14 protein-coding genes and 1 pseudogene are annotated in these 14,463 nt (G+C 33.0%); 7 read left to right on the forward strand and 8 right to left on the reverse strand.

Annotated elements, in window-relative coordinates:
- Positions 1-63: 63 nt before the first annotated feature.
- Both AD998_08760 and AD998_08765 read right to left on the reverse strand, forming a co-directional pair.
- The gene (locus AD998_08760; protein KOY86226.1) at positions 64-2,304 is read right to left on the reverse strand and encodes a phosphoribosylformylglycinamidine synthase; all 2,241 of its coding nucleotides are present in this window, start codon (positions 2,302-2,304) and stop codon (positions 64-66) included.
- Between the two features lie 170 nt (positions 2,305-2,474).
- Positions 2,475-2,756, reverse strand: a pseudogene (locus tag AD998_08765) (hypothetical protein).
- 341 nt (positions 2,757-3,097) lie between these two features.
- Here AD998_08765 and sufC point away from each other — a divergent pair.
- From sufC to AD998_08780, 3 genes are all read left to right on the forward strand, one after another.
- Complete coding sequence (gene sufC, locus AD998_08770) at positions 3,098-3,850, forward strand: cysteine desulfurase (GenBank protein ID KOY86227.1); 753 nt, start codon at positions 3,098-3,100, stop codon at positions 3,848-3,850.
- A 150-nt stretch (positions 3,851-4,000) separates the two neighbouring features.
- A complete protein-coding gene (locus AD998_08775; GenBank protein KOY88119.1) occupies positions 4,001-5,236 on the forward strand; it encodes a hypothetical protein in 1,236 nt (411 codons plus the stop codon).
- A 55-nt stretch (positions 5,237-5,291) separates the two neighbouring features.
- Positions 5,292-5,969 carry a hypothetical protein gene (locus AD998_08780; protein ID KOY86228.1) on the forward strand — a complete coding sequence of 226 codons (678 nt, stop codon included), beginning with the start codon at positions 5,292-5,294 and terminating at the stop codon, positions 5,967-5,969.
- A 22-nt stretch (positions 5,970-5,991) separates the two neighbouring features.
- Here AD998_08780 and AD998_08785 read toward each other — a convergent pair whose 3' ends face one another.
- From AD998_08785 to AD998_08810, 6 genes are all read right to left on the reverse strand, one after another.
- Positions 5,992-6,387 carry a hypothetical protein gene (locus tag AD998_08785; GenBank protein KOY86229.1) on the reverse strand — a complete coding sequence of 132 codons (396 nt, stop codon included), beginning with the start codon at positions 6,385-6,387 and terminating at the stop codon, positions 5,992-5,994.
- A 32-nt stretch (positions 6,388-6,419) separates the two neighbouring features.
- Complete coding sequence (locus AD998_08790; GenBank protein KOY86230.1) at positions 6,420-7,031, reverse strand: hypothetical protein; 612 nt, start codon at positions 7,029-7,031, stop codon at positions 6,420-6,422.
- Between the two features lie 5 nt (positions 7,032-7,036).
- A complete protein-coding gene (locus AD998_08795) occupies positions 7,037-7,258 on the reverse strand; it encodes a hypothetical protein (protein KOY86231.1) in 222 nt (73 codons plus the stop codon).
- Positions 7,255-8,289 (reverse strand): hypothetical protein, encoded by a 1,035-nt coding sequence (locus AD998_08800; protein ID KOY88120.1) that lies wholly within the window; start codon positions 8,287-8,289, stop codon positions 7,255-7,257. Before AD998_08800 ends, AD998_08795 begins: the two co-directional genes overlap by 4 nt.
- A 40-nt stretch (positions 8,290-8,329) precedes the next feature.
- Positions 8,330-9,043 carry an NAD-dependent deacetylase gene (locus AD998_08805; GenBank protein KOY88121.1) on the reverse strand — a complete coding sequence of 238 codons (714 nt, stop codon included), beginning with the start codon at positions 9,041-9,043 and terminating at the stop codon, positions 8,330-8,332.
- Positions 9,044-9,109: 66 nt separating this feature from the next.
- Positions 9,110-9,697, reverse strand: a complete 588-nt coding sequence (locus tag AD998_08810; GenBank protein KOY86232.1) for a hypothetical protein — start codon at positions 9,695-9,697, stop codon at positions 9,110-9,112.
- 432 nt (positions 9,698-10,129) lie between these two features.
- Between AD998_08810 and AD998_08815 the strand changes: the two genes are divergently transcribed.
- The 4 genes from AD998_08815 (at position 10,130) to AD998_08830 (ending at position 14,441) form a co-directional block, all read left to right on the forward strand.
- Entirely contained in the window at positions 10,130-11,593 is a 1,464-nt protein-coding gene (locus tag AD998_08815) for a hypothetical protein (GenBank protein ID KOY88122.1), read from the forward strand.
- Positions 11,594-11,684: 91 nt separating this feature from the next.
- Positions 11,685-12,632, forward strand: coding sequence for a hypothetical protein (locus AD998_08820; protein ID KOY86233.1), 948 nt, complete (start codon positions 11,685-11,687; stop codon positions 12,630-12,632).
- An 80-nt stretch (positions 12,633-12,712) separates the two neighbouring features.
- Positions 12,713-13,438, forward strand: coding sequence for a 1-(5-phosphoribosyl)-5-[(5-phosphoribosylamino)methylideneamino] imidazole-4-carboxamide isomerase (locus AD998_08825; protein ID KOY86234.1), 726 nt, complete (start codon positions 12,713-12,715; stop codon positions 13,436-13,438).
- A 139-nt stretch (positions 13,439-13,577) separates the two neighbouring features.
- Positions 13,578-14,441: an RNA polymerase subunit sigma gene (locus tag AD998_08830; GenBank protein ID KOY86235.1), complete on the forward strand. Its 864-nt coding sequence runs from the start codon at positions 13,578-13,580 to the stop codon at positions 14,439-14,441.
- Positions 14,442-14,463: the final 22 nt, after the last annotated feature.

Below are 14,463 nucleotides of genomic sequence, written 5' to 3' on the forward strand. Positions count from 1 at the left end.
AAAGATAGAAGCCTCAAAAAGGAGCTTCTATCAAAGAACAAAATTTATATTTTTATTCCAAATTTATTTACTCATTTGAGCTCCTAAACTGTTATTATAGATGTATTTAGCTTCTTGAACGTCCAACACTTTTTTACCATCAATCTCGTAATCGCCTTTGGTTACTTTGCCCAAGAAACGGAAAGGAATACCTTTGGCATTCATGAACTTCTCAAAATTGAGGGTTGCTTTAGCTTTACTACTCACAGAAACAATTACTCGGCTTTGACTTTCTCCAAATAAATAAGCATCTTTTCTGTAAAGAGGGTCTGTGGCAATGCTAAAACCAAAATTACGAGACATAGCTGACTCAGAAAGGGCTACAAACAAGCCTCCATCTGATAAATCGTGTGCAGAACGAACAAGTTTAGATTGAATCAAGCCTTTTACTACTTGTTGTAGAGCATATTCATCTTCCAAATTGAAACGAGGAGAACCAGAAGCTTGAATTTGTAAGTAAGAATACAAATATTCAGAACTTGAAATACAGTTTTTAGGCTCACCAAGCAAATAAATCCAATCTCCTTCATCTTTAAAATCAAGTGTCATTCTGTTTTCTTGGTTTTCTAAAATTCCAAGCATCCCAATAGTAGGAGTAGGGAAAACTGGTGTTTCTACACCATCAATTTTAGACTGGTTATAGAAACTCACATTTCCACCTGTAACAGGTGTTTCAAATTTCTTACAAGCTTTGCTCATCCCCTTGATAGCACCTACAAATTGCCAGTAAACTTCTGGATTATAAGGGTTTCCAAAATTTAAACAGTTGGTAATAGCAATGGGTTCACCACCACTACATACAATATTTCTAGATGCTTCAGCTACTGCAATAGCACAACCTTCTTCAGGATTTGCATGTACGTATCTGGAATTACAATCTACAGTTATCACAATAGATTTATCTGTCCCTTTTACAAAAACAACAGCTGCATCTGAAGGTTCGTTGGTACTTTGGTTGGCTGTACCCACCATCGAATCGTATTGTTCGTATATCCAACGTTTTGAACAGATATTAGGATGTGTAAGCAAGAACTTACCAATTTTAGAAATATCTTTATCCTTAATGTCAACTACCTGATTGATATCAAATTTTTGGTATTCTGCAAAATAAGCGGGTTCTTTATACTCTCTTTTATAGATAGGAGCACCACCACCTAACACTAAACTTTCTGCGGGTACTTTTGCAATGGCATCACCTAAAATCATGAATTTTAAAATGCCCGTATTGGTTACTTCTCCAATTTGGCTACAATTCAAATCCCATTTCTTAAAAATTTCTTCAATTTCTTTTTCTTTTCCTTTTTCTACTACTAAAAGCATTCTTTCTTGCGATTCTGAAATCAGAATTTCAAAAGGTTGCATATTCTCCTGACGCAAAGGCACTTTATCCAAATGAATATCCATTCCTACACCACCTTTGGCACTCATTTCGGAAGTAGAACAAATAATACCTGCAGCTCCCATATCCTGAATACCCACAATAAAACCTGTATCAATCGCTTCTAAAGTAGCTTCTAATAATAATTTTTCTTGGAAAGGGTCACCTACTTGTACAGCAGGTAAATCTTTGATAGACTCACCAGTCAGGTCTTTGGATGCAAAAGCTGCTCCACCCACACCATCTTTGCCAGTAGCCGAACCCACAATATATACAGGATTTCCAACGCCCAAAGCAATGGCTCTTGCCACTTTATCAGTCTTTACAACACCAGCAGAAAAAGCATTGACCAAAGGATTGATTGTAAATGATTTATCGAAAAATACTTCACCACCTACAGTCGGGATACCAAAAGCATTTCCATAATCTCCAATACCTTTTACAACGCCTTTAAGCAAATAACGGGTTTTTTCAAGAGACAAATCTCCAAAACGAAGCGAATTGAGCTGGGCAATAGGTCTTGCACCCATTGTAAAAATATCTCTATTGATACCACCCACACCTGTTGCAGCACCCTGATAAGGCTCTAAAGCAGAAGGGTGGTTGTGAGACTCAATTTTAAAACTAATTGCATAACCATCGCCAATATCCACCAAACCTGCATTTTCTTCACCTGCTTTGGCAAGCATTTTAGGAGAATCTTTTGGAAGTGTTTTGAGCCAAACAATAGAGTTTTTGTATGAGCAGTGTTCAGACCACATAGCTGAATAGATACAAAGCTCTGTAAAATTTGGTTTTCTACCCAAAACCTCTACAATCTTATGATACTCCTCTTCTAAAAGTCCAAGTTTTTGGGCTGTTTCTAATAAATCGGGGCGAGTTGTCATTTTGCAATGAATTTATTTAAAAATGAAAAACTTTTAGCTATTAAAATTTATGATTTTCTTATAATATGTTCTTGAAACCAATTTTGTACTCCTTCCAAAGAAACTTCTCCAGATGCTACAGCAATGGTAAAATCTATCAATAAATCATCGTTTACACTTGTATTGAAGGTATAGTCATTTAACATTAAAAAAATCATGGATGCCTGTAAACCAGTACGTTTGTTGCCATCCTGAAAAATGTGATTACAAACAATATTGTACATGTATAGTCCTGCTTTTTGATGCATTGCTGGATATAACGGCTCTCCAAACATCTCAGCATGAATTGCTTCTACCAAATAATCGAGGTTTTCTTCATTTAAAAAATTTCCTTCAGACACAAAATTTCCTCCAAATCTTGTAACTTGGATTTTATTAATTCTAACGATTTCTTTTTTAGTTAAGTATCGCATATTTTTTATGCCAATGCCTGCCAAACATTGCTATAAGTTTCTGTAGTTCGCTTTAATAAATCTTCAAAACGCTTGTCATCATCTGCCATTTCTTTGATGATAATTTTCAAAAACTCTTTATCTTCTAAAAGAATTTCTTTGATTAACTCTTTCAGTGTTTCTTTTTCTGGTAAATCCATATTACAAACAAGTATTTTGAGTTATAACAGCTTTTCTTGTCCAAAATTACAATAAAAGTCTTAACTTTGCAGACTTATTTTAATTTTTTGGAACAAATATACATTTCCATTAGTTTTGGAAGTAAAACTATCTATTTTTTTCACTAATAAATATTTTCAATAATGCTTTCTATTAAGAACCTACAAGCAAGAATAGAGGAAAAGGAAATACTAAAAGGCATTAGCCTTGAAATACGCCCTGGCGAAGTACATGCCATTATGGGACCCAATGGTTCAGGGAAAAGTACACTTGCTTCAGTACTTGCAGGAAAAGACCAATATGAAGTTACAGGTGGTGAAGTACAATTTTTGGATAAAGATTTACTCGAATTAGCTCCTGAAGAAAGGGCAGGTGAAGGAATGTTTTTGGCTTTTCAACACCCAGTAGAAATACCAGGGGTAACAACTACCAATTTCTTAAAAACTGCCATGAATGAAATTCGTAAATATCGTGGATTAGAGCCTTTGGATGCTGTTCAATTCTTGAAACTTTTAAAAGAAAAAGCAAAAATCTTACAAATGGATGAAAGTCTTATGAAACGTTCATTGAATGAAGGCTTTTCGGGTGGTGAGAAAAAACGCAATGAAATTTTCCAAATGGCAATGCTTGAGCCTCGTTTGGCTGTATTGGATGAAACAGATTCAGGCTTGGATATTGACGCTTTGCGTATCGTAGCAGAAGGCGTAAATAAACTGAAAAACAGCCAAAATTCATTCTTGATAATCACACACTTTCAACGTATTTTGGATTATATCCAACCTGATTTTGTACACGTGTTGTTTGATGGTAGAATTATCAAGTCTGGAGGTAAAGAACTGGCTTTAGAACTTGAAGAAAAAGGCTACGATTGGGTAAAAGCTGAAGCAGCAGTTTAGATTTGTAAATCTAAAAATGCAAAGTGCTAAATTTATAAATGCTAAATGTTTTAGATAGTAATAAAAAAACATTACTGAAATCTAATCATTTAAAATTAAACCATTTACAATTTTGATATTATGACGGATACAGACAAAGATTTCAAATATATATTTTCTAGCGTAGCACCTCATACCACCGAATATACAAAAAATGCAAGGCAAACAGCTCTTCAACACTTAGAAAGTTTGAGCCTGCCCACTACTAAACACGAAGAGTGGAAATATACCAATCTTAAAAACCTTCATAAAGAAGAATTTACAACAAGTTTTTCTTTAGAAATAGATGAAAATGCTTTAAAAAGTATGTCTATTGATGGTTTAGAGGAGGCTTATAAAATTGTATGTGTAGATGGTGTTTTTTATGCTAAATACTCGAATATACCTCAGAATATAGAAATTCTTTCTTTTTTGGAGGCAGAAAAAGCAGGCAAACTGGATAATTTGTTTTCAAGTGTTGCAAGCACCGAAAATGATTATTTCAATGCTCTGAATGCTACATACGCCCAAGAAGGAATTTACATTCGTATTCCTAAAAATACACAATTGGACAAACCAGTTGTAGTGTTTCATTTAACAGATAGTCAAACACATAATAAAGCCATTTTAGTAAGAAATATCATTGTTTCGGAGAGTGGAAGTGAGGCGAAAATTGCTCAGATTTATCAAACAAAAGGTGATAAAACTTCTTTTGTGAGTGAAGTATCAGAGATTTTTGTAGCTCAAAATGCGTTTTTAGACTGTTATAAAATTCAGAATGAAGAAGCCCAAGTGTACAGAGTAGATACCACACAAGTACACCAAAGCACTTACAGCCGTTTTGCAATGACGACCATTTCACTGAAAGGTGCTTTGGTTCGTAATAACCTAAATGTACAAATTGATGGTGAACATTGCGAAACGTACATGAATGGACTTTCGTACTTGGGCGAAAAAAGCCATTTTGACCACCATACCCTTGCTGACCACAGAAAACCCAATTCGTACAGCAATGAGCTTTACAAAGGGCTTTTTGATGGAAATTCGACAGGCGTGTTCAATGGAAAAATTTATGTAAGGCAAGACGCTCAAAAAACAAATGCTTATCAGCAAAACAGAAATGTACTTTTAAGTGAAAATGCAAGTATTTACACAAAGCCACAATTAGAAATTTGGGCTGATGATGTAAAATGTTCTCATGGAGCTACTACGGGCAAACTCGATGAAACAGCTTTGTTTTATATGAGAGCCAGAGGTATTAGCGAAAAAGAAGCGAAAAAATTGCTTTTAAAAGCTTTCGCTGGTGAAATTTTGGAACGCATCCAAATTGAGCCACTCAAAGAATACGTAGAAACCCTAATTAGTTAAAAAAGCCCTGAAAAGGGCTTTTTTGTTTGTAGGAAATGCTAAAAAATGTATAAACATGAAGTTCATAGTTGTTATTGTATTGTTATGTATTAGTTTAAAGATTCAAGGGCAAATTACTACTGGATACACTATATCCATAAGTGAAAATAGTAGTATTCTATCTTATGAAACTATTAAATGTGTTATAATTTGGAATAATTTTAAAAGTATGAAATATTTGTCTTATGTTCAAATATATGATAATAAAGTTAAATATGAGGCTTCCATAGAAAAATATAAAGATTTTGTTAAATTCTTAGAAAAATTAGATTATGCTACTATTAAAAAATTAGGACAAAAATATCCATTTCCACCTAATACAAAAAGTGAAAAATGTTCGTCTTGTCCTTATTATAGTGGCAAAGGATTATTGATTAAAACGGAGGGTAAAATATTTCAAATAAAAGTTGATAATGAATCTCTAAAAGACCCAGTTGTTAAAAGGCTCTCTGAATTTTTTATTAATTATCGAAAAGAATATGGATGTTATGAAGAAAGGTATCAAATTTATCAATTGAAAAAAGGAGAGGATTTAAAATCAATAGCTAAAAAATTGGATATTAGTTATGAGGCTCTTTATAATATGAATTTTCAAAGTGAAACAGGAGTAAATATAAGTACCATTAACAATATAGAAAATTTAGAAATTATCAAGGAAGGTACTTATATTTTGATTCCTTGTTTTTTAAAATGAAAAATTTGAATTATATTTTTCATTATTCTCTTTTTTCTCGTACAAATATTATAGTAGAATCTAACCTTTTAATACTAGGGTCAGATTCAAAAACAATAATATCATCATAATATCTGCTTCTTACCTGAACATAAATTTGTTTATGATCATCTTTATATTTAGCTACATGACGTAAATTGATTGGCTTTAGATAATCGTTTAAATCTGAAAAAACTTTAAATGTGTCTTTTTTTACTAATAAAGATTCATATAATAAAACTTTGCTATCAATTTTTACATACTCAATGTAGTAGTTTAAATCATTAGTAAAAACAGACGTATCTTTAGGATTGTATAAAACTTTAAGATTTGGAGCTTTCTCTATCCATGCACAAGAAGAAATATAACTCATAATCAATAGAAAAATATAAATTTTCATAAACCCAATCTTTTACTTGTATACAATTTTCCTCAATCCATTTCCCATTTTCTCTCTTTTGTGCCTTCTTGTTTCTGTATTTGCCAGCCTTGTTTTTGAGCTTTTTTGAGAAGTTTTCTACGAACAATTTTGGGATAAAACACCTTAAAAATAGTGCCTCTGTACGAAAAATGTTTCAAAATGCCCAATTGTCCTAAAATATCGTGGGCAGCAGCTCCACAACGTATACCCAAGAAAGCATAATCGTAAGGAGTTTGGGTTAAATAATTCTTTTGAATACACAAAAAATGCTCTTTTTGCTTCTGAGAAATAGGAATTTTGATGATAAGTTTTTTATTTTCTTGCCAATTTCCACCCATAATACTATAAAAATCTTCAAAATTGTGGGTGGTATAAGTACTATGGCGATTTTTTTTGTGGGCGATGATATGAAATTTACCTTTTGGAATAAAATTCAAAATTTGATTGCTATCTAGCTCAATGCCTACATGTCCACCAAGTTTGCCTCCAAACCATTTAGATTGTGTTTTTTTGTAAGCTTTTTGGGGTTTTGAGCCATACAAAAAATGTACTTTTACGAAAAGACTATCTTGTGCTTGTAATTTTACACTGAGAACTAAAAAGACAACAAGATATTTGAACATAGTTTTTACTTTTTAGGTAAAAAATCTTTAATAATTGAAATCATCACAGCAATGACAGTCATGGTGGTGAGTCCGAGCGTCCACCATGGTTGAGAAAGCTTCTGACGTTCATCCAGATACATACCAAGCCAAACAGCAAGCCCAATGCTTACAATCATCTGAAAGGCTATGCCAGAATATTTAGCATAGCCTTTTACATTTTCTTGATCTTTTTTCTTGAAAATCATTGTGCAGTTTGTTGATACAAAACTTGTAAGGCTGTTTGTCCTACGGCTTTAAGAACAGTTTTATCTATAACTTTGATATTATCGGCTTGTGTATGATGATGAGCTCCAAAACCTGAACCATAATTGATAATGTCCACCATCGGAATTTTTGCATCTCTGTTTACATAAAAATGGTCATCCATGATGCCACCAGAACCAATATTAGCTTTTCGGTTAATGAAAATATTTCCATAGCCTAATTGTCCTGCTGTTCTCCAAACTTCTTCTGTAACGCTTTGAGCGTATTCTAAAGAAAATGGTTCGTGGTAAAAAGTAGCTCCTTTTGCACCTACCATATCAAAAAGTATCCCAAAATAAGCAGAGTAATTTGTTTTATGTTTGTTTTTAGACCAATATTTAGAGCCATAACACCATGTACTGCTTTCATTATCTTGAGGTTCATAGCCTTCTGGTGTCCCGTCATCTTCCAGATCGAATAAAATAACATCCACGCCTACTGTAGGTTTAGTGGGAGATGCTTGGATAGTTCTAAGTATCTCTAAAATTACGGCTACTCCACTTCCTCCATCATCAGCTCCATCTATAGGTTTTTTGTAAACTGTTGTATCTTTATCCTTATCAGAAAAGCGTCTGCTATCCCAATGTGCAGCCAACAAAATACGTTTGGTTGCTTGTGGATTAATACTTCCAATAATGTTTTTTCCTTTCCATACTTTTTTATCAAAAGAAGTGGCATCAAAGTTTTGTACTTCTGTGGTAGCTCCTAATTTCTGAAGCGTTTGTACCAAATAATTGGCACAGTCTTCATGAGCTTTGGAGTTTGGAATACGAGGCCCAAAAGCTACTTGACGTTCAACAAACACAAAAGCTGAGTCAGCATTAAAATCTGGAGCTTTAACGGCAGGAGTGTTGGTTTGATTATTACTATTTGTTTTTAAAGTATCAGTTTTTTCTTCTGAGTCTTTGGGTTTTTCACAAGCAAAACAAGTACATAATAATATCAGAATACTGCTAAAAAAAAGTTTTTTCATTTTATAAAAATCAGAAAATAGATAATTGATAGTAAGTTTTTTATAGAGCAAATTTCTCAATAAGTTCTTCAGAAAGACGTGTAAGTCCTGTACTGGCTTTGTCTTCAATGAGATTTAAGTTGTGGTATTTGTGTGTTTGAATTTGAGGGATTTTTACATCCACAATATATTTAGGCACTTCTTTATTGATGTAATCTATCAAACCAGCAGCAGGATATACCACCATCGAAGTACCTACCACAATGAAAATATCAGCAGCAACAGCTTCATAAACAGCCGTTTCCATGAGAGGTACATCTTCGTAAAACCAAACGATATGTGGACGAAGTTGTGAGCCTTTCTCACATTTGTCTCCAAGATTAAGCTCCCAACTTTTCATATCATAAACAAGGTTCGGGTCAGTTGTACTCCGAGCCTTAAAAAGCTCACCATGTAAATGAATGATATTTGTTGAGCCTGCTTTTTCGTGCAGATTATCTACATTTTGTGTAATAATGGTAACATCAAAATGTTTTTCTAAATTAGCTAAGGCTTTGTGACCTTCATTAGGTTCTGCTGTAAGAGCTTGTTTTCTACGCTGATTGTAAAATTCTAAAACCAAAGAAGGATTTTTCTGCCAACCCATAGGGCTTGCCACTTCCATAACATCATGTCCTTCCCACAAACCATTAGAATCTCTAAAGGTTGCAATCCCGCTTTCGGCACTAATGCCAGCTCCTGAAAGAACAACGACTTTTTTACGAGAATTATTCATAAATTCAATGTTATTAAGGTTTTTTAAAGTTTTCAAAAGGTTAATAAGCATGTGTTTACTAATTTATTAGTTTTTATAGACTTCTAAGCCGTCAATCAGATGAGCAACTTTGGTTACCACAGACAAATAATCATTGTACAAATCTATGATTTCTAATAGATCAGATGGAGCTTCGGAACCTTTTTTACTAATTTCATATACTTTTTTAAGTGTTGCATTTTGTATGCGAAACTCTTTATACACCTCTTTGAAAAGCTCTTCTGTAGAAGTAGCAAAGTGGCCTGCTTTCAAATATAAAACGGTATCTATTTGCATCAAAAATGCAGGTAAATCTTCTGTAAGATTCTCTATCAAAAGCTTGGGTTGTCTTAAATTGAGCACAAAAAAACGGCGTAAACTCAAAACTCTTCTTTTGAGCTCTAATTCGCAAGAACGGCGTAAGTCTTCCATTGAAATATACACATTCTTGAAAACATCTTCACCCATAATCAAAAACTTCTTGACTTTCATATCCGTAAACTCAATTGGAAAGACATCAGCAGAAGTTTTGGTTTCTTCTTTTGTAATAATATTACTATCTAAATTAAAATCTTTTTTTGCTTTGTATAAAATGGGTGAAATATTTTCTATATCATCTACTTTGGCACTTTTCAACACCAATAAAATACTAATAGAGGCTTGTGGACTATTAAAAATTTTATGAGTAACAGAACCATAAAGATAAATAGCCATGAGATTATCTTTGGCAATGATACTGATATTGGTAGCAAAGTCTTCTAATTTACTCACAACACCTTTGGGCATTTGAGGGTTTAATTCTGCAATATTACGAATGGTTTTAGTGCTCATATTTTAGGCTGATTTTAATAAAAAACTGTTTAACAAAGTAGCATTTGTAAAGGTAAAACATATTTGGATAAATCAAAAATCTAAAAACAAATTCTATTAAAGGCATATCATGCAAAATAATTGCTATCAAGCTAAGTTTTATTCAATAAATTTATTATATTTGGCTAAAGTTTTATTTCTTGTACTTTTTATTGTATTAAAGTACAGTATTGAGGTGAAGTAAAGTGTACTTCCATGATTCCTAAAAAACAATTCTTTATAGCCATTATATTGGCTGCAATATCAAGTTCTATACTCACTTTGTTGGGGTTTCGTTTATTTTTCCTGAAAAATAATATAGCTCCACCAAAGGTTTCATATCATTATAAAGATACAGCCGTAGTTGTTCCAGAAGGGATGAATTTTATTTATTCTTCAGAGCAGGCTATTCCAACAGTGGTGCATATCAAAACTTCTTATACCAAACGAACTACTTCTAGAAGTGGTGACCCTGTAGAAGATATGTTTAGGCAGTTTCATGGAAAAAGTTGGACACCACGCTCTTCTTCAGGCTCTGGTGTAATCATCTCTGAAAATGGTTATATTGTAACCAATAACCATGTAATTGAAAATACTGAACTTATAGAAGTAACACTTTATGATAAAAGAAGCTATGAAGCCAAATTGGTAGGTACAGACCCTTCAACAGATTTAGCTTTACTCAAAATAGAAGAAAATCATCTACCATTTCTAAAATATGCCAATTCTGACAATGTCCGTGTAGGTGAGTGGGTTTTGGCAGTAGGTAATCCATTTGAACTCAATTCTACAGTTACAGCAGGTATTATTAGTGCAAAATCAAGAAATATTAATCTCATTCAAGATAAAGATAATCTACAGGTAGAAGCATTTTTACAAACAGATGCGTCTGTAAATCCAGGGAATAGCGGAGGGGCTTTGGTAAATCTAAAAGGTGAATTGATAGGTATTAATACTGCTATTGCCAGCGAAACGGGTACATTTCAAGGGTATTCGTTTGCTGTACCATCCAATTTAGTAAAGAAAGTAATAGATGATTTAAAGTTATACGGAGAGGTTCAAAGAGCATTAATGGGTATTGAGATTGTAGATGTCAATGCAGAAGTAGCAAAAGAGAAAAAATTGGATGTTATTGAGGGCGTATATATTGCAAAAGTGACCTCTAATGGTGGAGCAGCTGAAGCAGGTATCACAAAAGGTGATATAATCATTGAGATTGATGGCAAAAGAGTCAATTCTAAATCAGAATTACAAGCTATTGTAGCTTCTAAACGCCCAGGGGATAAAGTAGATGTATTATATAAACGTGAAAATGTAGAAAAGAAAACCCAAATTTTACTCAAAAATCCGAAAGGAACACTCGAGATTATCCAAAAAGCAGATAATCAAAGTGTACAGGCAATGGGAGCCGAACTCAACAATGTATCTGATGAAGAAAAAGAATATCTAAATTTGAAAGGTGGGGCTAAAGTTTTGAAGATTGGGAGAGGAAAGCTTGCAGAAATAGGTGTTCAAAAAGGTTTTATTATTACTCATATTTCTCAAAATGGTAAAAGAATAACTATTCAATCAGCTTCTCATGTACTTGCTATTACTCAAGAAGCTGATAAAAATAATGAAGGCTTATATTTGGAAGGAGTATATGAAAACGGAGATAAAGCCTATTATCCGGTAGGATGGTAATATAAAAAAGTGATAAATATTTTAATGTCTTATTTGTTTTTTTCGTTTTTTTCTTATTTTTGGAACACTAACAAACTACTCTCTATTAGTAATGAAACATACATACATAGCTCTTGTACTTATAGGCTCTTTATTTGCTTGCGAATCGAATTCAGGCGAAGTAAAAACAGTAGACACTACTGCTAAAAAAGAAAACACCAAAAAAGATAGCTCTGATATAGTTTCTGATATTCAGAAAGTTACAGCAGATTTGCCTTCTCCTGTAGACTTTATCACACATATCAATCAAGCAAAGCTCGATTATAATGGGAAATTTTTAAATAGTCCTGATAACGCCAGTGCCTACTTGAGTACTTCCCAAAAAACAGCTCTCAATTTAGGGATTTATATGGTTGATTTAGGTTATAACTCACTGTATTTAAAATCTCAAGAAGGCTTAAATTACTTAAAAACTGTTAAAAAACTTTCAGACCAACTCAATATTCTTGACAACGAAACCAAATCTTTGGTAAGCAAATTTGAAGGTAATCTTGAAAACAGAGATTCTTTGCTTTCTATTGCTCGTGAAGGTTATTTTGCTATTGATAGTTATTTGAGTAAAAATGAAAGAAAAGATATTTCTAGTCAAATTTTGATTGGTAGTTGGGTAGAAGGCTTGTATTTAGGAACAAATCTACTCAAAAACATTCCAAATTTTGATAAAGACGAAAAATATAAATTGGTTCTTTGGAGAATTGGTGGTCAAAAAATTTCATTAAATAATTTGATAGGTGTAGTAGGTAAATTAGACCAAAACAAAGAAACTCAAGAATTAATGAAGAAACTCAAAGATTTACAAACAGCTTTTGAAGAGGTAAAAATAGAAACAGGAGCTACTTCTGATGCTGATGTATTGGATATTGCCGAAGTACAAAGCTCTGATGAAATTAATGAAAAAATGATGATGAAAACTCTTAAAAAAGTTGAAATCTCTAAAGAAACCTTTGAAAAAATTCATGTTAAAATTTCTGAAATCAGAGGTTTAATTGTAGCCAAATAGTATTTCTTTCAAAATAATTAGAGTGGTAAATTGAAGTATCAGTTTATCACTCTTAACCTTTTTTATACCAAATAATAAACATAGTGCGTTTTATACCAGCCATTGACATCATTGATGGGAAATGTGTTCGTCTTACACAAGGCGATTATTCCCAAAAGAAAATTTATAATGAAAATCCTGTAGAAGTAGCCAAATCATTTGAAAATGCAGGTTTACAATATCTTCATCTTGTAGATTTAGATGGAGCAAAACAAAAAAAAGTAGTAAATTATAAAGTTTTAGAGCAAATTGCTTCCCAAACTTCCCTCAAAATTGATTTTGGTGGAGGTGTACAGTCCAATGAAGACATCCAAAAAGTATTTGATGCTGGAGCAAAGCAAATTACTGGTGGAAGTATTGCAGTAAAAAATCCTGATTTATTTGAATCTTGGATTGAGCGTTATGGTTCTGAAAAAATTATTCTAGGAGCAGATGTTAAAAATGAAAAAATAGCTGTTGGAGGCTGGGAAGAAACTTCTGAGCTTCATATTTTCGATTTTTTAGAAAAATATCTAGCCAAAGGAATTAGGTATGTAATTTGTACAGATATTAGTAAAGATGGACTTTTACAAGGAACATCTTTAGAATTGTATCAGAAAATACTTAAAAAATTCCCTGATATACACTTAATTGCCAGTGGTGGAGTATCTTGTATGCAAGATCTTGATGATTTACAAAAAAATGGCTTAGAAGGTGCAATTATTGGGAAAGCAATTTATGAAGAAAAAATTAGTTTAGAGGAACTCACTAAAGAGTACTCAAAATAAAAAAGACAAAAAATTGGTTATGAGTTTTTTTCTTACTTTCTTTGCAGTTTTGAAACTTTGTAGATAAGGCTTTTGTTGTACAGAAGGTGATTATACCCTTTTGTATTTTTTTAATATACAATAAAAAACAAATTATAGCATGAGACAGCTAAAAATTAGCAAGCAAATTACTAATCGCGAGAGCCAATCTTTGGATAAATACCTCCAAGAAATAGGTAAAGTAGATTTGCTCACACCTGATGAAGAAGTGGAACTTGCTAAACGCATACGTGAGGGAGACAAATATGCCTTAGAAAAACTAACGAAAGCAAACCTTCGTTTCGTGGTTTCTGTTGCTAAACAATACCAAAATCAAGGTCTTTCACTTGGCGACTTAATCAATGAAGGAAATTTGGGGTTGATTAAAGCTGCTCAACGTTTTGATGAAACAAGAGGATTTAAGTTTATTTCCTATGCTGTTTGGTGGATTCGTCAGTCTATCTTACAGGCATTAGCTGAACAGTCTCGTATCGTTCGTTTACCACTCAACAGAGTAGGTTCTTTGAACAAAATCTCAAAAACTTTCTCTGAACTAGAGCAGAAATTTGAACGTGAGCCTTCTCCAGATGAATTAGCAGAAGTTTTGGAAGTTACAACTTCTGAGGTAGTGGATACACTCAAAATCTCTGGTCGTCATGTATCTATGGATGCTCCTTTTGTGCAAGGTGAAGAAAATAGTCTATTGGATGTACTTGAAAATGATGGTGAAGAAAGCCCTGATACAGGACTTATCAGCGACTCATTGCGTAAAGAAATTCAAAGAGCTTTATCTACACTCACACAAAGAGAAGCAGATGTGGTAACCCTTTATTTTGGTTTGAATGGTGAAAGTGCCTTGACACTTGAGGAAATTGGTGAGAAATTCAACCTGACTCGTGAAAGAGTAAGACAAATTAAAGAAAAAGCCATTCGAAGACTTAGACATACTTCTCGAAGCAAAGCTTTGAAACCTTATTTAGGATAAATCAAAAGCCCCAATTTATTTG

Source organism: bacterium 336/3, assembly GCA_001281695.1.
In the GTDB taxonomy this organism is placed as follows: Bacteria; Bacteroidota; Bacteroidia; order Cytophagales; family Thermonemataceae; genus Raineya.

Excerpts from the sequence above, each read along its gene's own strand:
- AD998_08785 (KOY86229.1), bottom strand. The coding sequence starts at position 6,387 with ATGAAAATTTATATTTTTCTATTGATTATGAGTTATATTTCTTCTTGT.
- AD998_08805 (KOY88121.1), bottom strand. The coding sequence starts at position 9,043 with ATGAATAATTCTCGTAAAAAAGTCGTTGTTCTTTCAGGAGCTGGCATT.
- AD998_08820 (KOY86233.1), top strand. The coding sequence starts at position 11,685 with ATGAAACATACATACATAGCTCTTGTACTTATAGGCTCTTTATTTGCT.
- sufC (KOY86227.1), top strand. The coding sequence starts at position 3,098 with ATGCTTTCTATTAAGAACCTACAAGCAAGAATAGAGGAAAAGGAAATA.
- AD998_08795 (KOY86231.1), bottom strand. The coding sequence starts at position 7,258 with ATGATTTTCAAGAAAAAAGATCAAGAAAATGTAAAAGGCTATGCTAAA.
- AD998_08780 (KOY86228.1), top strand. The coding sequence starts at position 5,292 with ATGAAGTTCATAGTTGTTATTGTATTGTTATGTATTAGTTTAAAGATT.
- AD998_08790 (KOY86230.1), bottom strand. The coding sequence starts at position 7,031 with ATGTTCAAATATCTTGTTGTCTTTTTAGTTCTCAGTGTAAAATTACAA.
- AD998_08760 (KOY86226.1), bottom strand. The coding sequence starts at position 2,304 with ATGACAACTCGCCCCGATTTATTAGAAACAGCCCAAAAACTTGGACTT.
- AD998_08800 (KOY88120.1), bottom strand. The coding sequence starts at position 8,289 with ATGAAAAAACTTTTTTTTAGCAGTATTCTGATATTATTATGTACTTGT.
- AD998_08830 (KOY86235.1), top strand. The coding sequence starts at position 13,578 with ATGAGACAGCTAAAAATTAGCAAGCAAATTACTAATCGCGAGAGCCAA.